Genomic DNA, 19,246 nt, shown 5'->3' on the forward strand with positions numbered 1-19,246 from the left:
ACCATACGCCCAGCCCTATCTAGTGTTTGTCTATAAAGTCCAACTTCTGCGTTGTTGCTCAAAATCTAAATCCTCAAATACATTAGTATTCTGCGGTTTAGATTTTTCACACGCCTTGAATTTGAACTTTCTAGCTCAAACACGTGAAAAACGCTTAGTTTATGGACAGAAACTATCTAATACAGGTAAGCAAACTAATGTACTATAGTCTTTGATAATAAAGCACCAAACACAAGGCTTTCGAAGTTTTTGAATTTAAGGAGTTTACTTTTTGATAAATGACTGATTCAAAAATGAGAATAACGCAGTAGTTGGTGTTTTATAGCAAATACTATCTCTTACTCCAAATAAGTATAACCATACAAACCTGACCGGTAATTGGACAAGAATTCTTTTCCTTCTTCCGCTGAGATTACGCCTTTCTTAACCGAAGACGTCACCCAGGTTTCCACTGCACGTACCATTTTCTTAGGACTGTACTGCACGTATTCCAATACCTCGGCAACCGTTTCCCCATCAATAATCTGGTCAATGTTGTAGCCATTTTCATTTACGGAAACATGCACTGCATTGGTGTCTCCAAAAAGATTGTGCATATCACCCAAAATTTCCTGATAGGCCCCAACAAGAAACACACCGATGTAGTAAGATTCTCCCCTCTTCAACTTATGTACCGGCAGGTAGTAAGAGAAATTGCGTGTAGATATAAAGTTATCAATCTTTCCGTCGGAGTCGCAGGTAGCATCCTGCAAGGTAGCCACGCGCTCGGGTTTCTCGTTCAGACGGTGTATGGGCATCACCGGAAATATCTGATCGATGGCCCAACTGTCGGGCAACGACTGAAACAGCGAAAAATTACAAAAATATTTGTCCGCCAGAAGCTTACGAAGATTCCAAAGTTCATCAGGAATATGCTTCAGTTTTGAGGCCATACTCTGTACTTCGCGGGCCACGGACCAAAAAAGCCGCTCTACCTGGGCACGTGTACGCAGATCAATCAAACCAAAGCTAAAACGGTCCAACGCTTCCTCTCTGATTTGCTGGGCATCATGCCATGTTTCAAGCATACGTGGCTGATTCAGCGTATCCCAAAGGGCATACATATCCTTCACCAACTCATGGTCATCTTCCTGAACCTCTTCCTCTTCATCCCACTGAGGTACCGAGGTCGATTCGAGTGCTTCAAAAATCAGCACAGAATGATGCGCTGTGAGCGAACGTCCTGACTCTGTAATAATATTGGGATGTGGTATTTCGTGCCGGTTGCTGGCTTCCACCATGGTATAAACGGCATCGTTCACATATTCCTGAATGCTGTAATTGATACTGCTTTCGCTGTTGGCGGAGCGTGTCCCGTCATAATCGACTCCCAGTCCACCTCCGATATCCACAAACTCCACGCTGAATCCCAGCTTATAGAGTTCCACATAAAACTGAGCCGCCTCTTTGAGGGCACTCTTAATGCGGCGGATTTTGTTGACCTGACTGCCAATATGAAAATGAACCAGACGCAGACAATCTTTCATCTTTTGTTCTTCCAGATAATCGAGTGCTTCAATTAGTTCACTGGAAGTAAGTCCGAACTTGCTCACATCACCTCCGGAATCTTCCCACTTACCACTACCAGTACTGGCAAGTTTAATACGTATTCCTATATTGGGTCTAACCTTTAACTGCCGGGCAATGCGGATGATCATCCTCAATTCATGCAGCTTTTCAACCACAAGAAAAATTCTCCGCCCCATTTTCTGGGCGAGCAGAGCGAGTTCTATATACGCTTCATCCTTATATCCATTACACACGATCAGGGAGTCGCTGTCGGTATTGGTAGCAATAACAGCATGCAATTCGGGTTTTGAGCCTGCCTCCAGACCGATATTAACCTTCTTTCCATGCCCTACAATCTCTTCCACCACCGGACGCATCTGATTTACCTTGATGGGGTAGATGATAAAATTTTGTCCCTTAAATTCATACTCATTACGAGCCTTTGTGAAACAACTCTGCATTGTTTCAATACGACTGTCCAGTATATCCGGAAAACGAACAAGCATGGGAGCTTCCACGTCTCTCAGCGTCAGTTCATCCACCAGTTCTTTTAAATCAACCTCAACTCCCTCGCCCCGAGGTGTTGCAACAACATTTCCTTTCTCATTTACAGAAAAATAGTTGATTCCCCAGCCACTGATGTTATACAGTTCGACAGAATCTTCGGTACGCCATTTTCTCATTTCGACAGCGATATAGATTTTTATTGTTAATAATTGGAGCCCCCTAAATCCCCCCAAGGGGGACTAAAAAGGCTAAGATTAAAGATTAGAGAATCATATAGCCTTAATAACCTGTACTTTAACAAAAAAACAACTTTTTGCATGCAAACAACTAACCTATTAAATTAAAACGAATAGCCCGCGCCCACTCTAAAGTTGATACCCTGCATGGGGTAACCGGACCACTGATAATACTTGGCTGCAAATATATTCTGAATTCTGGCAAAAAAATGCATTCTTTTATTTAATTGATAATTTCCACCCAAATTAAAATCAGGAACCGATTTAAGCATCTTCACTCCGTTGACTTCATTTGGATTGTATGCTTTTCGATCACCATACAGATTAAAAGCAGCATCCAGCCTCAACTCTTCGTTAAACTGGTATCCGGCCCGCAAGCCAATTTCCATTTCCGGTTTGTGCCAGGCCTGAGCCAAAACATCCATCTCCCAGCCATAGTAAGCCCCTTTGAGCACAATGTCAAGTTCACGGACGGGGCGTACCAGCAACTCACCACTTAGTGTAAGTAACGTAACATCGTCGTAAGCCACATCAAACAGATTGCTCATCCCATAATTGGAGGTCGCATTCTGACCAAAAAATCTGTTCACATAAAAATGCTCATTTTCAATAAATTCATAATCCAGACGAGCAGTAAAAGAGGTGGCACTGCTGAAGTTACCTTTCACACCGGCAAATCCCCGGATATTGGAATGAGCAGTCTCCACCAGAACATCAGGTGACAGGTAAGGATTTTCTTCCATCATGTCGCGATAAAACCCCGGACGAACTTCTCCGGTCATTCCGAGAAAAGTTGAAACAATTCCTTCTGCAATGGTCAGGTCTCCCAAAACATGAGGTGAAAGAAAAAACTCTTCCGTTCCTGAGAATTCTCCTGTTACATTCACACCAACTTCCACACTTAGCTTCTCCCCGGGGATAACCATTTTGGGATTGAGCGTTACATAAATCTGCTCCCTTTCCTCAAAAGTCAGAAGTGCAGGCATCTCATTCTCTCCCTTTGGTGCATTCACCTGGTTATAGCTGACATCGCCATCCATATGCAAAGCCAGTCCACCAAATGGCAGCTTAACATTGCCCCATAAAGAAAAACGATTTTCACCAACCCCTGTATAATTATCAAAAGCTCCGTAGTCAAGTCCAAGATGATAACGGGTATCGTCCACATCCGATTGTTGTCCGAGTAAGCCCAGATGCACATCAAAGGCAGTCTGTCGCTGCTTCCTGTCAGGAATAAGGGCACTACCCCGAGTCAGACTTCCGTCTTCGGTTTCATAAAAAACCGTTGAGCCTTCTGCGGCATCAATGGTGTGAAGCCCATAATATTCATAAGCCCGGCGGTTAAAATCCATATCGAACTCAAGTGTTTTATCATCAAAGAAGTGACGCAGATAGAGTCCTCCATTGGTTTTATGCAAAGGGGCATCCGATGAAGTTCCATCTTCCAGTTCAATATCGCCCCAAGACGATTCCTGCCCCAGCGCCAATGCAAAAGCAAATTTCTCGTTGCGGGTAATATTGTAAAAGATATCACCAAACAAGGTTTCATAATTCCCCATACCGGCACGAACATAGGAGGGATAGAGTTCACCTTTGCGCTGACCAGCCAGCCTTGCAGCACTTAAAGACTCCACCTGTGGAGTCCCTGACAATGGTTGACCCACCACCCGGTAGTTGAACTGCGGATTTATTTCCAGCGTATCTTCCCTGTCAGGCATACTATTGATTTTCATAGCATCCGACACCGTGGGATCAAACTCACGCACAACTCTTACGTCCTGACTCAAAGGCTCCTGTGCATTAATACCAACAGCTATAAAAAATATTGCAAACAGGGTAAAAATATTGATGGTCTTCATAAGTTCTTTGCTAATATTCCTGATCAATTAATCATTATTGCTTTACCAAAGTTATTCTGATTGTGCCTTTTCAAGTTCTTTCAGCCGCTTATTGGCACGATCGCGAATATCATCGTCCGTTTCCTTATAGTTTTCCAGCAAACTTTCTATGTACTGACGGGCCTGAAACAATTCACCGCGTTTCTCATAAATATCTGCAAGCAGCAGGAAGCAACGGGCAATCCAGTATTGATGAGGCGTTCCCACATTCACAAAATCAAAAATTTCTTCCTCCGACTTATCAATATTATTGCGTTGAAACAAGATATCCGCCACCCGGTAACGGGCTTCAGCCCCTTCGGGTGAACTGGGATTGACTTTTAATTTCTGAAACTCCTCAAAAGCCAGATCTTTCTCTCCCAGTTCTGTATGCGCTTTAGCTTTTAAATAACGAGCCTCCCTAGCCACTTCAGGCGATGTTTTGGCATCTGCAAGCACTCGTTCTGCCAACCGGGTAACATACCCCGGACGATCGCCAAGTTTTCCAAGACAACGCATCTGGCCAATTAAAGCTTCACGACGACTCTCCTCTTTCTCTGCTTCCAGCTCAAGCCGCTCATAATATCCCAAAGCATCCTCGAATCGTTCCTGATGATAGCTTATTCGTGCCACGCCAATCAGGGCGTCTTCCATGAAAATATTACCCGGGCGGGAAGCCACAAATTCAAATGACTGACGGGCATTTTCATAATCTTCATTACGGAACTGACAATCGGCTTTGTAGAAATGAGCATTCACGGCAAAACGTCCGTTTGGATATTTCCTCAAATAAGATTCAAACTGATTGATCGCCTGCAAACACTTATTTTGCATATAGAGTTTCTCTGCGGTCACATACGAGAGGGAGTCTTCCTGACGCTCATCAATACTGGCAAATCCGCCAACCTGACGTGAATAAGTAATAAAACCATCCGCATCATTACGATCAAGATAAATATTCCTGATTCCCAGCAAGGCATCTTCCGCCTCTGGTGTGCCCGGAAACTCATTCACCACCCGCTTATAGAAAGCCAAAGACTGATTCAGGTCGTCGCTGTTGTAATAAACCAGTCCCAGTTGCAGCATTGCTTTCTTCGAAAAATTACTTCGCGGATACCGCTCCTTGATGGTTTTGTACATTCTTATGGCTGAGGTAAGATCATTCAGCGCCACATAAGAACGCCCCATCTCATAATAGGCATCATCAACATAAGATGATTCCGGAAAGCGATCCACCAGTTCTTCCAGTTGATTTATCTTCCCCCGATGGTCCTGATCGATCCCCATGGCAAAAGCTTTCTGGTACATCGCATAATCAGCATTGGCTCCCGGCACATTGGTGGCTCGCTCATAATAATTGATGGCCCTTGAAAAATCGCGCTTCATAAAAAAGGCATCCCCAATTCGGTTCAATGCATCACCCAACATCGGACTCTGCTGATTCCCCATCAGGTTTTCATATTTTCTGAACCAGGAAGCTGCCTGATCGTATTTTTTTTGCTTAAACCATGCATACCCAATATTGTAGTGCGCTGTATTAAACTCCTCCAGACCATAAGATCCAGGGGTACGAATGAATATATCAAAATTCTCGATGGCCTTATTGTATCTGGCCTGACGGTAATAAGCCTCCCCAAGCCAGTAACGTGCTTTTACCTTAAGATCACGATCATACTCTCCGTATTGAAGACTGTATTGCAACATATCAATCGCCTGATCGAACCTTAAATTATTAAACAACTCCAGACCTCTGTGGTAGGCAATCCGCTGTAATGCACGATAATTATCGGCAGTTTTATTCTTCACCTGCTCCAATGCTTCCAGTGCCTGCTTGTAATTCCGGCTGGTCAGCAATGCCTGCCCAAGGTACTGCCAGGCCTCATCGATGTATCTGCTTTCGGGGAAACGATCAATAAAACCGGTAAAACTGTCAATAATCTCGTTAAACGGTGAAAAGGAAAGTTCGTAATTCAACTTTATGTAATTAAACATTGCCTCCTCGGTGATTAACAAATCAAACTCCATTTCCGAGGCAGCCTCAAAAGCTACGCGGGCCCGTTTTTTATCATTCAGTTTCAGGTGACAATCCCCCAAATGAAAGAAGGCATTCTGAGCCATCACATCCTTTTTACCTGTAACCTGCGAAAAAGCAGTGGCTGCATTTTCATACTGCTTCAGATGGTAATAACTCATTCCCAGATGATAATAATCCTGACGTGGCGGTTCTTTCACCAAGTCCACAGCCATACTCAAATATTCAGCGGCTTTGTCATAATCATTTACAGCATAATAAGCATTTCCGACGGCCTGGGCCATATCTCCTTTTCGGGTTCCACGGGCATCCTTTACCAAAGGCACACCATAATCTATAGCTTTCCGGTATTCTTCCTGAAGATAATAAATCTGAGTAATGTAAAAGGGCACTTCAGAACCAAAACCGGGCTCATCTTTCAACTTCTCAAAGATGGATAATGCTGTATTGTAATTGCCCTGCTCATACTGAATATGTGCATAATAATAATTAGCAGCCCCCCACCATTTTGAATCCACATTCCGGATTTCTGAGAATGCGGATAGTGCCTGTTCATTTTCGCCTTCCATAAAATGGCAGTAACCGGACTTGAACCTGAAATCGATACGCGTTTCACGATCCAGCTTCCGGGCATCCACATAACGATACTGACGTCCCGCCTGACGATATTTGCCATCTTCATACTCCATGTCGCCCAGACGCTTATAGACATAAGGGCGCATGCCGCTTTCTGGATAATCAATCAAAAAGGCCTCCAGCATATCCTCAGCATCCTCATTTTCGAGCAAGGAAGCCGACATGGCAGCATAATAGGCCGACTCAGCTTTCAGATTACTCTGCCCCGGGGCAAATTTATGTTCAAGATTTTCAAACAATGATCGTGCTACTCCATAGCGCTCATTCCGGTAATGCTCCAGGGCCTCATCAAAAAGCCGTTCCGGCTGCCGGACATCATACGATTCCTGTGCCGAAGTATATGTTACCGCAACCAAAAACAAAATAAAAGCCGAAAAAATGTATCGTTTTATCATGGTATCACTAAGATTATTCAAATCAGATTAATTCGTAAGCAAATCAAATATTACAAACCAATCCCTTACAGGAGTTTTCATTATTGTTTTAAACAACGAAAATAGAGAAAATTTGGTGTATATCCTGATTGTTTTTTGATTTGTTTTGATTTTCCGGATTTCAGACCCGTGAATCCTTTTCTATTCTCAAAAACCTGCTTATATTTGCAGCAACAAATCGGGGGTGCCCATTCAATGGCTGAGAACAGACCCTTTGAACCTGAGACGGATAATGCCGGCGCAGGGAGATGTTCCCACCTTTTATAATCATTCCCGGTTGTTTTAGTTTTTAGTGAATAGGCCGTTTAGTTTTTAGTGAATGACAGTAGAGAATAGATGATTAAACTCATCTGCCTGAAAATTCTATTGACTACTGACTAAAAACTAATCACTAATAAAATGCTGTGAATAGAGTTAGCAGCAATTGTACAATTCTATGTGGCTGTTCAGAGAGTACCAGTTGCAAGACTTACGAAGTCGCAAAAGACGAAGTCCCGAAGAAGCTTTTGTAAGGTTTTTTGAACAAAAAAACAACAAAAAGCACAATCGGATGAGTATTTTGGCAACAAGCATAACGCAGCAAATGGTGCCTTATGGACTGACACTAATTAGTGCCTGTCTATAAAGACGGGTAAGTTTGTAAAAAATCATGTGTCTGGTCAGAAAGTGCCAGTTGCAAGGCTTGCGAAGCCGCCAAAAACGGAGTTTACTTGGGTAAATGAGTATTTTGGCGGCAAGCATAACGAAGCAAATGGTGCCTTATGAACTGACACTAATTAGTGCCTGTCTATAAAGACGGGTAAGTTTGTAAAAAATCATGTGTCTGGTCAGAAAGTGCCAGTTGCAAGGCTTGCGACCGCGTGCCGCCTAAAGCTTTAGCGGTGGCGCAAGCCGCCAAAAACGGAGTTTACTTGGGTTAATGAGTATTTTGGCGGCAAGCATAACGAAGCAAATGGTACTTTATGGACAGACACTAATACAACTACAATGGGGTGCCTGATATCAGGCTGAGATCATACCCTCTGAACCTGGCCGGGTAATGCCGACAAGGGAATGTATGATGTTTTTCCTCATTGCAGTTCAGTTTTATTTTAAACTTTAACTGCTTTGTCATGCAAAAATTATTTTTGATCGTGGGTCTGATTTTCTTTTCGACCCAAATGTTTTCACAAAACAATTTAAGTGGTATGGTGACCACTCCCGAAGGGGAGTTGCTTGCGGGTGCTTCGGTGCTTGTAAATCCAGGCAACCATGGAACCGTCACCAATGAAAAAGGGGAGTTTAAGCTCTCAAACATTCAGCAACAACAGGTAACATTAACAGTTTCCTTTCTGGGATACGAGAACCGGCAGCAAAGTATCGATCTTTCTGAGACCGGCTTCATCAAAGTTACGATGACACCCCGTTCACATCTGACAGAGGAAGTGGTAGTCACAGCCTACCGTGCCGGCAACAAATCACCGGTAGCTCATACCGACCTGGGACGTGAAGAGCTGCAGGAAGCAGGTGCAGGAAATGACATTCCCTCTCTACTGAAGCTCACTCCCTCACTAATCACCACTTCCGAAAGTGGAACAGGTTTGGGATATACTGCTTTTCGCATCCGGGGAACTGACCCTACACGTATCAATGTGACCATGAACGGAGTACCAGTGAATGATGCCGAAAGTCAGGGTGTTTTCTGGGCCAACATGCCTGACTTTGCCAGCTCGGTGGAAAATGTTCAGATTCAGAGGGGGGTAGGCACATCAACCCAGGGTTCAGCAGCCTTTGGTGCAAGTGTCAACTTTCAGACCACCACCAGCGAGCCCCGGGCTTATGCCGAACTGTCCTCCACTGCCGGGTCATTCAACACCCTCAAAAACAGCCTGAGAATGGGAACCGGTATGATCAACGACAGATTCTCTTTTGAAGGCCGCTACTCCCGTCTGAAAAGCGACGGATACATCCACAATGCTTTTTCCGACCATCAGTCACTTTATCTGAGCGGAACCATGCACTTTGATCACAGCTTTCTGAAGATGATCGTTCTTCATGGAGATCAGGAAACCGGAATCAGTTGGTGGGGTGTACCGCAGGAACTGCTCGAAACCAACCGCAAATACAATCCGGCCGGCGTTTACACTGATGAGTCTGGGCAGGAGCAGTATTACGAAGACCAGACCGACAATTACAAACAAACGCACTCTCAGCTTTTTTACAGCGTTGCACCCAGCGATCGGCTCCACTTTACTGCAGCCCTTCACTACACCCGTGGCGATGGCTATTACGAGCAGTACAAAGAAGACGAGGCTTTCGCTGATTATGCCCTCTCCAACATCAATATTGAAAATGCCGGCATTGAAAGCACCGATCTGATCCGCCGCAAATGGATGGGCAATGATTTCTATGGCGTCACCCTTTCGGGAAATGCGTCTCTCCTGCCTGGGCTGGATTTTACCTTCGGCGGAGGATGGAGCCGGTACGACGGAAATCACTTTGGTCGCCTGATTTGGATGCGCTATGCCGGCAATACCGAAAAAGAACACACCTGGTATTACAACAATGGATTGAAAACCGAATCTAATGTTTTCTCCAAACTCAACTGGCAGATTAGTCCTGCAATACGTGCCTTTGCTGACCTGCAATACAGAAACATCAATTACGAAATGTCGGGTGAAGATGATGACCTGATGTCCCTGACTCAGGAGCATGATTTCAGTTTTATAAATCCCAAAGCAGGATTTTACTTCACTCCCAATCAGCAAAACAGTCTGTACATCTTTGCTGGTATTTCCAACCGGGAGCCAACCCGCACCAATTTCAAGGATGCCAAAAATGATCCCAATGCGACACCCAAAGCCGAACGACTCATGGACATTGAATTGGGACACACTTTTCAATCGGCTGTTTTCAGCAGTGGCATCAATCTTTTCTATATGCACTACAATGACCAGCTGGTGCCCACAGGAGAAAAAAGCAGTGTGGGGTACGATATCATGACCAATGTGGAAAACAGTTATCGTGCCGGAGTGGAACTGATGGCAGCCATCCAACCAGCCTCCTGGCTGAACTGGGATATCAATGTCACCCTCAGCCGAAATATTATCAGTGACTATGTGGAAACGGCTGAAAACAGCTTTCCGGTAATGGTGAACGGAGAAATCCTAATGGAAGATGGCGAGCAGGTCTGGGACTCAGAGATCATTACCAAAGAACATGGAGATACCCAGATTGCCTATTCTCCACCCATAACAGGAAGCAGCAATCTTACTTTTGAACCACTAAAAGATTTCAGCATCTCAGTATTAAGCAAATATGTGGGTGAACAATACTTCGACAACACCGAGAGCGAAGCAAGAAAATTGGATGCCTATTTTGTGAATGACCTGAAGTTTGGTTGGTCACTGTTCCCAAAATCTTTCAAACAACTGGATTTGCAACTGACCATCCATAATGTTCTGGATCATGAATACGAAAGTAATGCGTACGGAGGTAACTGGTACGAGCAGGGCGATGAAAAAACCTGGGCCTATTACTACCCCATGGCAGGGAGGTATTTTATGGGACAGGTGGTCATTAAGTTCTAAAGTTCGTAGCTCTTAGTTCGTAGCTAATTCAAAAGAAAATTGGGGATGTCCACTTTCAATTCTTGCTACCTCAAGCAATGTTTACACAGGGGCTGCTGACATTTTCAGCAGCCCAATTTTTAATCTATATTCTACTGTTCTTATTAATTCTTTACGAATTTCAATAGGTTGCGGCCATTATAGTTTGGTTGATCAGGAGACATAACACACTGCGTCTTTACATTATGTATTCAATGAATCATCATGCCATTTTGTAGGATTGCGGATAATGTAATTTTTTATTCGCTGATATTCTGCATCATTTCGGATAATATGGTCGTGGAAACGGGATTGCCAGGCGAAATGAACATTGTTGTTCCGTGCATATTTCGTAACCCCTGTTTTATAATCACGAATGATGAATGCCAAATTTTGTGATTGGAATCCGAATTTGTTTTTTGGGGGTGATGGTGGTTGTAGAGACGCAAAATTTTGCATCTCTACGTTACGTCCCACAACGCGTTCATCGTTGCGTCCCCCATTACGTTCATCATTTCGCCCATCATCCGGTTTGTCAATTAAAACAATTCCATGTACATGGTTTGGCATAACAATATGGACATCCAATTTCACGAATGGAAAATGTTCCGATATTTCAAACCAATATTTATGGACCATTTCACCAATTTCAGATAATCTCATTTTCCCATGTACAATATCCCCAAAAAACAAATCCCTGTTGGCCGTGCAAATGGCAACAAAATAGGCTGCATTCCACCCATAATCCCAATTTTGCATCCGGGCAGAAGGAATACGATATTTGTTTTGGAAAGTATCCATTCATCAGTATAAAATTTGTTTAAGTTATTGGCTTGATGGAACTCACATGTCAGAATATTATACATGATCCTTTGTGGTTTCCTTGCCATGCTCGTTTCATTCGTATAAAATTAGTTTATCAAGGCCGGCTAGAACTCGCATGCAAGTACTTATATACATTCTCCTATATGCCTTATATGGTTCAGAAAAAACCCCTACTCCTCCACCTCCGGATTTATCAGCAATCGTGAAAACCAATGCCACTGCCCGTCACTGTCACGAGTGGTAATGGTAACCGGGGTTCGCCTTCGGTTGGCCGGCGCTTTGAAGGAAAAAGAAAGTTGACCTCCGCCATGCACTACGGCCTCAGGAGAGGATTGCCCACCGATAAAGCAATTAAACGGTCCGCTGAGGCCATCCCCTATAAGTTGTATTGAATAATCTATTTGTTCTCCTGAAGCTACAGTAAGAGGCAACTGTTCGGCCTTGCCAACTTTGAGCGAATGCATATTAACTTTGCTGATGAATTGCTCCATGGAAACATGGCTGCCGGCCACCGGAAAACGGGGGACCCCATAGGGATGAGATGCATTGCTCAATACACCTGAATTCTGAGCAAAAGCAATCAGGTAATCATAATTTTTCACCACCTCCACCATTTCGGTAGAAAATTCTCCATAAGGATACACAAAGGTTTTTGGCACCATTCCCAGATGTTCTTGAAACAGAGATTCTGCTTTCAGCAAATCCTCTTCAAAAACCCCTGCCCTTGAAGAATCGGGTTCATTCACAAAATAATTGTGCTGATGTGAGTGACTGCCAATTTCAACACCTTTGTCCATCAGTTCTTTCAATTGCGTCCAACTGAGGTAATCGCCCCATCCCACACTTTCGGTGTTGACATACAACGTAGCTTTCATATTGTATTTCTCCAAAACGGGCATTCCGTGTTCATAAAAAGAGGCAAAGCCATCATCCACTGTGATGAGCACCTTTTTACTGCCATCTGTCAGGACTGAAGTATCGTTCAGCAACCCCGTGACTGTATAGGATTTGAAGCCCTTTTCCGACAAATATTTCAAATGCTCTTCAAAAACCGATACAGAGGTATTGGTGGAGGGATAACGGGAGTCGCCAAAGCGATGATAAACCAGACATACAACTTCGAAATCTGCATTTAACTTTTGCCAAAGAGGCTCCCCTGAGTTATCGGAAGAGCTGTTTCCTGATGTATTGCCGACGCACGCAGAAATAAATGGCAAAAAAATGAATATTCTGAGTCTATGAATCCAGCAGTTTCTTCCAGTTTTCATCATTTTTATCAATTTTTTCCAACAGGTAATGGTCGTATTGAATAAAATCATTGAATTCGATAATGGTTCTCAAGGATGCCACATATCCCAGACGCTTTTCAGAGTAATTACTTAAAAACCAGATCAACCGATACGGATTTTGAGATTTTCTCCTTACATTTCGAAAATCCCGATAGGCATGCCCCCTTGCTACCACCAACAGATAATCATAAACCGAATCGAAAAGTGTGTCATAGCTTCTCAGAAAAATCGCGTCCTCACCTCTCGACTCACCAGCAACAATACGCTGCTCATTGCTGTTGTATGACCAGATTCCAAAGGCGTTGCTGGCTTCTTTAAAAAACCGGGAACTTCCCCATCCACTCTCAATAGCAGCCTGAGCAAGGATAATACTTGTGGGGTGCGTATGCAGGCGATTGAGCAGATCGCTTTCGTTTTTAGCATTAAACTTCTCTAAAAAGTGATTCAGCTCAATGCTGTCTTTTTGAGAAAAACTCTGCTCTTTCTTTTTTTTAAGAAGCTGCTCAACCTGAACCCGTTCGACTGCAAGTTTTTCCTGGGCTAGAAGAACAGCAGGCAGCATCAGATGAATAAATTTCTTCTTGCGATCTTTTACAGCCAGTTCCGACAGGTCAGGCAATTTGGAATAGAGTACCGGTTTCACCAGACTGTCTGAATGAATCACAATAGAATCAGAAGTATTAATATGAGCAATAATAACGGGGCTGCCTGCAGATGTCTCCAAAATTTTGACCAGGATAAATGTTATAGCTCCAATTAACACCAGAGCTAACAGAATTTTCAGTCCCGAGAGATTTTTAAGTATTTTATTTAGCATTTGTTGTCAGATTTATTCATGACTTTATTCCCCAACTTATTCCTCCTCAAACGCAAGCAGGAAATTCTTCACACACTCTCCAACAGCGGATGTATTGTATCCTCCCTCCTGACAAATCAAGGTAGGGATATTCAGGCAATTTAATGCTTTCCCGATTTCAAAATAGTCATCGGTATGCAGATTAAATCCACCAATAGGGTCGTCTTCATGTGTGTCGAAACCGGCAGCAATAATCAAATAAGCAGGATTAAAGACCCTGATTTTTTCAACAATTCGCTTCACCGCCTCAAGATAGCCCTGTAGTTCCGTTTTTTTTGGCAGCGGCTCGTTGTGATTGGTCCCGATAGCCTGCCCCTTCCCTTTCTCTTCAGCATAACCCCAGAAATAGGGATATTCAATGGAAGGATCGCAATGAATAGAGGCCGTAAAAACCGACTTCACTTCCTGAAAAAATTCCTGCGTCCCGTTTCCATGGTGAAAATCCAAATCCACAATCGCCACAGTACCCGAAGGTAACAAAAATTCAGCTGCCGTGGCTGCATTGTTAAAATAGCAGTAACCGCCAAACACCCGCGGACCGGCATGATGTCCGGAGGGACGACACAAAGCATAAACCCTGCTTTCTATCTGATCACGTAACAGCTCTGCTCCAGTGAGGGCAGTTTCAGCAGAAGCCTTTGCAACATCATACGTCTTTTTAGTGATGGGCGTTACCGCATCGGTACACCAGATACCTCCCCACAGCGGAGAATCCACTACCTTGGGCAGATGGGCACCTTCTCCCGGAAACAAATCAGGATAAAATTCCTCACCCTCCTTCATCGATGCAGCCGTTTTTTTGATGTAGTCGTGATAGGGATGAATTTTCGTAATGTACCGCTCGGGAAACTCTTTGGCGGTAACAAACCGAAACCTTTTATCTTCCCGAAGCGCTTTTTTTATTGCCTCCACCCGCCTAGGGGTATCTTTTATTTCATAAGCTTCAGGTCCCAATTGAAATTTCCAGTAAGGATTGTGAAGGCTATCGTTGTATTTTTCGATGACGAGCATGAAATAGATGTTAGAAATTAGAGAATAGATGTCAGAGATTTAAAGTTAGATAATGAGTAGTAAGGCAAAAGTGTCTTAAAAAAAACGCTGTGCGTATTGAAATCTTCAGTATTAATCACAAAGAGATTCTTCACGACTTTACAGATTACAGAATCCGTCAAACCTGGTCGGAAAACAAGCTATCCTGAAGAATTCTATTGCTGAACACCCCAACTTGTTTTAGCCCGGTTTACCCGCTCCCTTTGCGCAAAGTCTCCAGCACACGATCGTGTGGAATGGCGGGGCACCAGCGTTGCAATCTGCCACCCATTCCTCCCGAGCAAAACATGGCATTAAGCACCGCTTCTTCCGTAGCCTCCACCACCGCCTCATACACCAGATTGATGTGATAATCTGAGATACATTTCAGTGTAATAAAATTACTGCTTGAAGGTGATGGCCTCGGTTTTCGGTTTCCGGTGCTGAACGCCACGATAATCTCCCCACTGGTGGAAGCTGCATAACTACCTGTTCTTCCCAATCCCAGGGCAGCCCGTTTGGAGAGGCGGTTCAACTGACTGCTGATCAACGGCACATCGGTGCCCACCACAACAATCACGGAACCCTCAGACATTTCCCGGCGTCCTGCATAATCAAACTCACTGTCCAGTTGTTTCCCCACCACAGCCCCGTCAATGGTCAGGTTCCGCATCTTTCCAAAATTTGACAGCACCAGCACGCCCACTGTAAAACCACCACCTTCCGGCATATCAATAATGCGTGAGGAAGTCCCGATACCACCCGCAAAATCGAAACTGGTCATCCCTACACCCGCCCCCACAGAGCCCTGCAAGACAATTTTTTCGGTGGCGGCTTCCATTGCTTTGGAGGCATCCTGAGCACTGCAACTCCCTACCCGCACATCATTCAAAAAAGAATCATCGGCCTCCCCGACCACCGGCAATACCACATCTGTTTCCGTTCCCAAATGAGGATATTTTTTGATCATCTGGTTGATGACCCCTGAATGCACCCTCCCCACCGAATGCGAGTTGGTTAGCATTATAGGAGTTTCGAGCCATCCGGTTTCAATAACCTGTGTCAATCCGGCCATTTCGCCCACACCATTGAGAATAAAACCTCCGGCCACCAGTCGGTTGGTATAAGCATGACCAGCAGGCAGAATGGCTGTCACTCCGGTTCGCACACTGGTCGTTTCCGGCTGTCCCGGGAGCTGCACATTGTCCTCTATACGTGTAAAATGCCCCACGCGCACCCCTTTTACATCTGTAATGGCATTTTGAATTCCGGGTTGCAGCCGTCCTACCTGGATCCCCAACTCACGGGCCGTGGGTCTTTGTTCACCGGCACGATAATCACTTTTCGCACTTTTCCGTGGCTGACGCAACGGAATCCTGTAACGCCGGGCAGCTGAACGAATAATTAACCTGATGACCTCCCGGAATTCCAACCCGCAGGTTTTGGCAGCCACCATAAGAGATGCATCCGGATGCAGACTCGGTAACGGGTTTAGCTCGATAAAATAGGGCTGACCGTTGGAATGCAGACGGATATCCACCCGCCCCAGATCGGGACATGTCATAATATCAAACACCTGCCGGGCCATTTCCAACACAACCTTTTCTTCCTGCACATTGATACGTGCGGGGCAAATAACACTGACTGAATCAGCCGCCGAAGTTCCCTGCTTCAATCCATAATCGTAAATATTGTATTTGCCTCCAGTCTTGTTCAAGTCGAAGGTATGTTCTACAATATCGAGAATTTTTCCGGGATAGTTTTCCAAAAAAGGAACACTGAGCTCACGACCAGTGATAAACTCCTCCACCACTAACCCTGCCGGATAATGGTTCAGCATTTCCCGAATGCGTTTTTTAGCTGCCTCGGGGGCCTCCACCACTGAATCCTGTGAAATACCGATGCTCGATCCCTCGGAGTTGGGTTTAATGATGAGAGGGTAGTTGAGTCCATCAGGAAAAATACTATCTTTTGGAGTAAGCAAAACACCCTGGGGAACACGAATTCCTCGTGAAGCCAATACTGTTTTAGCCAAATGCTTATCGAGGTTCAGGTGCAACAGCGAGGCATTTCCTCCGGTAAAAGGAACCCCCATCTGCTCGTAAAGTCCCGGATAAAAGGCCTCTCGGGAACTGCCGATGGTCCCTTCGGCCAGGTTAAAAATCAGCTCAGGCTCACTGTCCAGTAGCCGCTCAATCACCTCATTGGGTTTGCCTGACACTTCCACAACAGTGACTGTGTGTTGCAGACTGCTGATGGTTTTGTATATCCGGTCGATATCTTCGGCAGATATCAGTTCCGCAGTAGCTTCTGAATCGTCGCTACGCAGATTGTAAGCAATGGTGATACGCATAAGAAAGGGCCTTTTAGTGTTTACATAATTAGTGTCTATCCATAAAGTACCATTTGCGTCGTTACGCTTGCCGCCAAAATACTTATTTACTCAGGTAAACTCCGCATTTTCGGGAATGCCAAGCCCCCGAAGAAAAATCGGGGCAGGCTTTGCAAACGCAACTTTCTGAACCGACACAGCTCCAATTACCATTTTTCCCGACTTCATTGACGGGCACTAATTAAAGCTAAGCCCTTTTTGAGTAAAAAGTCAATACTCTGCGTCCCGTTCTCAAATGGTTTACACGTCACCGTTCTATACTATTTAACCATTTTTCTGTTTTTTAGTGCATCTTCTTTCATCGGTTTCCGTATCATAAAACTCTTTCCCTCGTCCCTCCTTTTTTAACAGCCGGTACTAACCTGAATAATTCATGCAAAAAAAAAAAATGAAGAAGATCTCCAATAAGATTATCACACTTGCAATCATCGTAGCTTTAATAATCGGAGTGGCTATTGGACTGGTCACAACCTACTTGTTAAACCAAAAACAGAATACTGATCTGGAGCAGATAGAAACAATGCTCTATCAAAACTTCGATCAGCTAATCAAATACGAAGTTGAGACTGCGGAAAGTATGCTTCTGAAAATTGATAAACTCAGCAAAAACAAGGTTATTTCAAAGGGACAAAGAGACACTCTTGCACAAGAACTTCTGCGCGACTTAAGGTACGGTGATGAGGGTTATTTCTGGGCAGATACACGCGAAGGACAAAATATTGTACTGCTTGGTGGCGAAAGTGAAGGGACAAACCGGTATGAGCTGCAGGATGAGAAAGGAAATTATCTGATTAAAAACATCATTAAAGTGGGTATCCAGGGTGGTGGATACGCCGATTACTGGTTTTCGAAAAAAGGAGGTAATGAGCCCCTGCCCAAAAGAAGCTACAGTATATTAGTTGAACCTTTCGATTGGGTTATTGGTACCGGTAATTACATAGATGATATTAATGAAATTGTTAATCAAATAGCAGCCAAAAACAGAGTGCACACAAGGCAACTTCTATTCACCATAATGGGAATAATTACTCTCCTGATTGTTTTAAGTGTCGGGGTGGCCTGGTTTATGGGAAAAAGAATCTCCAACCCTATCATTAATCTCACCCGCTCAGCCGGGGAAATTGCCAGAGGAAATCTGAAAGAACAAATCACCAATTCTTCAAACGATGAGGTGGGCCAGCTGGCTGAAAGCATGCGCCAGATGGCCATCAAGATTAAAGAGATAATTCTGAATATTTCGCGAGCTTCACAAGACATCAACGGTGCCAGTAACCAAATCAGCGACAGTTCACAATCACTTTCGCAAATAGCGCAGCAACAAGCCAGCTCATCAGAAGAGGTATCGGCTTCCCTTGAGGAGATGTCTTCCAACATTCAACAAAACGCAGATAACTCAGGTAAAGCTCAGCGTATAGCCCTGGAAGCAACGCAAAGTATGAACAAAATGGAAACTGCCGGAAAGGAAAGTATTCGCGCCATTCAGGATATTGCCGAAAAAATCACTATTATCAACGACATTGCCTTTCAGACCAATATTCTGGCCCTCAACGCAGCGGTAGAATCGGCCAGAGCAGGAGAGGCGGGGAAAGGATTTGCCGTTGTTGCTGCTGAAGTTCGCAAACTCGCCGAACGAAGCAAAAATGCAGCAGACGAAATCGCCAAATTATCAAAATCAACTTACACAATCTCCGAAGAGTCAGCGGACATCATTCAACATCTGGCACCTGAAATTACCAACACGCATATGCTGGTTCAGGAAATCAATAGTGCCAGCCAGGAACAGAACATCGGGGTACAGCAAATCAACAATGCCCTGCAGGAGCTGAATGAATCGAGCCAGGAAAATGCTGCTGCATCTGAAGAACTGGCCTCCAGCGCAGAGCAATTAACGGCTCAGGCTAAAGCACTTGATGAACTGGTGGAATTCTTTAAATTATAAAGACGCTGATTGACAAAACAGCTGTTCTCATCAAATAGAGCCTCCCGGTAATGTGTTGA

Annotated in this window: 10 protein-coding genes and 2 riboswitches; of the genes, 2 read left to right on the forward strand and 8 right to left on the reverse strand. The window is 44.3% G+C overall.

From position 1 onward, the window contains the following. Positions 1 to 338: 338 nt before the first annotated feature. The 3 genes from speA to W7W_RS0119895 form a co-directional block, all read right to left on the reverse strand. Positions 339 to 2,231 (reverse strand): biosynthetic arginine decarboxylase, encoded by a 1,893-nt coding sequence (gene speA, locus W7W_RS0119885; RefSeq protein ID WP_010665384.1) that lies wholly within the window; start codon positions 2,229 to 2,231, stop codon positions 339 to 341. Between the two features lie 164 nt (positions 2,232 to 2,395). Then, on the reverse strand, positions 2,396 to 4,150 hold the full coding sequence (locus W7W_RS0119890; RefSeq protein WP_010665385.1) for a TonB-dependent receptor: 1,755 nt from the start codon (positions 4,148 to 4,150) through the stop codon (positions 2,396 to 2,398). Positions 4,151 to 4,201: 51 nt separating this feature from the next. Then, positions 4,202 to 7,231 (reverse strand): tetratricopeptide repeat protein, encoded by a 3,030-nt coding sequence (locus tag W7W_RS0119895; RefSeq protein ID WP_010665386.1) that lies wholly within the window; start codon positions 7,229 to 7,231, stop codon positions 4,202 to 4,204. A 209-nt stretch (positions 7,232 to 7,440) separates the two neighbouring features. Then, positions 7,441 to 7,534: riboswitch (TPP riboswitch) on the forward strand. 714 nt (positions 7,535 to 8,248) lie between these two features. Further along, positions 8,249 to 8,340: riboswitch (TPP riboswitch) on the forward strand. 42 nt (positions 8,341 to 8,382) lie between these two features. On the opposite strand from W7W_RS0119895, the gene W7W_RS0119905 reads away from it, so the two are divergent. Then, on the forward strand, positions 8,383 to 10,839 hold the full coding sequence (locus W7W_RS0119905; RefSeq protein ID WP_010665387.1) for a TonB-dependent receptor: 2,457 nt from the start codon (positions 8,383 to 8,385) through the stop codon (positions 10,837 to 10,839). A gap of 222 nt (positions 10,840 to 11,061) precedes the next feature. Here W7W_RS0119905 and W7W_RS0119910 read toward each other — a convergent pair whose 3' ends face one another. The 5 genes from W7W_RS0119910 to W7W_RS23020 all read right to left on the reverse strand — a co-directional run bounded on the left by W7W_RS0119910 (position 11,062) and on the right by W7W_RS23020 (position 17,209). Next, a complete protein-coding gene (locus tag W7W_RS0119910; RefSeq protein ID WP_010665388.1) occupies positions 11,062 to 11,658 on the reverse strand; it encodes a transposase in 597 nt (198 codons plus the stop codon). Positions 11,659 to 11,852: 194 nt separating this feature from the next. Beyond that, positions 11,853 to 12,953, reverse strand: coding sequence for a polysaccharide deacetylase family protein (locus tag W7W_RS0119915; RefSeq protein WP_010665389.1), 1,101 nt, complete (start codon positions 12,951 to 12,953; stop codon positions 11,853 to 11,855). After that, entirely contained in the window at positions 12,919 to 13,788 is an 870-nt protein-coding gene (locus tag W7W_RS0119920; RefSeq protein ID WP_010665390.1) for a glucosaminidase domain-containing protein, read from the reverse strand. The genes W7W_RS0119915 and W7W_RS0119920 overlap by 35 nt, the downstream gene beginning before the upstream one ends. A 36-nt stretch (positions 13,789 to 13,824) precedes the next feature. Continuing rightward, positions 13,825 to 14,838 carry a histone deacetylase family protein gene (locus tag W7W_RS22565; RefSeq protein WP_010665391.1) on the reverse strand — a complete coding sequence of 338 codons (1,014 nt, stop codon included), beginning with the start codon at positions 14,836 to 14,838 and terminating at the stop codon, positions 13,825 to 13,827. 229 nt (positions 14,839 to 15,067) lie between these two features. Next, positions 15,068 to 17,209 (reverse strand): P1 family peptidase, encoded by a 2,142-nt coding sequence (locus tag W7W_RS23020; protein ID WP_010665392.1) that lies wholly within the window; start codon positions 17,207 to 17,209, stop codon positions 15,068 to 15,070. A gap of 412 nt (positions 17,210 to 17,621) precedes the next feature. Here W7W_RS23020 and W7W_RS0119940 point away from each other — a divergent pair, with 412 nt between their 5' ends. Continuing rightward, positions 17,622 to 19,187: a methyl-accepting chemotaxis protein gene (locus tag W7W_RS0119940; RefSeq protein ID WP_081485211.1), complete on the forward strand. Its 1,566-nt coding sequence runs from the start codon at positions 17,622 to 17,624 to the stop codon at positions 19,185 to 19,187. Positions 19,188 to 19,246: the final 59 nt, after the last annotated feature.

Origin of the sequence: Marinilabilia salmonicolor JCM 21150 (genome assembly GCF_000259075.1) — a bacterium.
GTDB lineage: Bacteria > Bacteroidota > Bacteroidia > Bacteroidales > Marinilabiliaceae > Marinilabilia > Marinilabilia salmonicolor.

Coding starts and splice junctions, on each gene's coding strand:
- W7W_RS0119915 (WP_010665389.1), bottom strand. CDS start 12,953: ATGATGAAAACTGGAAGAAACTGCTGGATTCATAGACTCAGAATATTC.
- W7W_RS0119890 (WP_010665385.1), bottom strand. CDS start 4,150: ATGAAGACCATCAATATTTTTACCCTGTTTGCAATATTTTTTATAGCT.
- W7W_RS22565 (WP_010665391.1), bottom strand. CDS start 14,838: ATGCTCGTCATCGAAAAATACAACGATAGCCTTCACAATCCTTACTGG.
- W7W_RS0119910 (WP_010665388.1), bottom strand. CDS start 11,658: ATGGATACTTTCCAAAACAAATATCGTATTCCTTCTGCCCGGATGCAA.
- speA (WP_010665384.1), bottom strand. CDS start 2,231: ATGAGAAAATGGCGTACCGAAGATTCTGTCGAACTGTATAACATCAGT.
- W7W_RS0119920 (WP_010665390.1), bottom strand. CDS start 13,788: ATGCTAAATAAAATACTTAAAAATCTCTCGGGACTGAAAATTCTGTTA.
- W7W_RS0119940 (WP_081485211.1), top strand. CDS start 17,622: ATGCAAAAAAAAAAAATGAAGAAGATCTCCAATAAGATTATCACACTT.
- W7W_RS23020 (WP_010665392.1), bottom strand. CDS start 17,209: ATGCGTATCACCATTGCTTACAATCTGCGTAGCGACGATTCAGAAGCT.
- W7W_RS0119895 (WP_010665386.1), bottom strand. CDS start 7,231: ATGATAAAACGATACATTTTTTCGGCTTTTATTTTGTTTTTGGTTGCG.
- W7W_RS0119905 (WP_010665387.1), top strand. CDS start 8,383: ATGCAAAAATTATTTTTGATCGTGGGTCTGATTTTCTTTTCGACCCAA.